Genomic DNA, 275 nt, shown 5'->3' with positions numbered 1-275 from the left:
CGCTGCAAAGCACTCAATCGGTTCAACCGCGCCTGTGTCGATGCGGTGATCGTCAGTTCATTGCCAGACAAATCAAGATCGGAAAGTTGCGCCAGCTCCCCAAGCGCCTGGGGCAGCTCGGTCAAACGGTTGCCACTCAGGTCGAGTTCACGCAAGTGAGGAAACTGACTCAGGAACCCATTTAGCTGTGTGGCTGTCAGTTTGGCGCTTGCCAGTTTCAGGCGACGTATTTGCGTAAATACGACTTCGTTCAACGCTGGCAAGTCACCTGGCGC

At 55.3% G+C, this 275-nt stretch carries 1 protein-coding gene; it reads right to left on the bottom strand.

Translation table 11 applies throughout. From position 1 onward, the window contains the following. Positions 1 to 254, bottom strand: a 254-nt coding sequence (locus SB816_RS31445; protein ID WP_410548177.1) for a leucine-rich repeat domain-containing protein, incomplete at its 3' end; no start/stop codon positions are given. Between the last annotated feature and the right edge of the window lie 21 nt (positions 255 to 275).

Origin of the sequence: Achromobacter sp. SIMBA_011 (assembly GCF_046535435.1) — a bacterium.
GTDB lineage: Bacteria > Pseudomonadota > Gammaproteobacteria > Burkholderiales > Burkholderiaceae_B > Achromobacter > Achromobacter dolens.
This window is presented reverse-complemented; position numbering and strand designations above follow the sequence as displayed.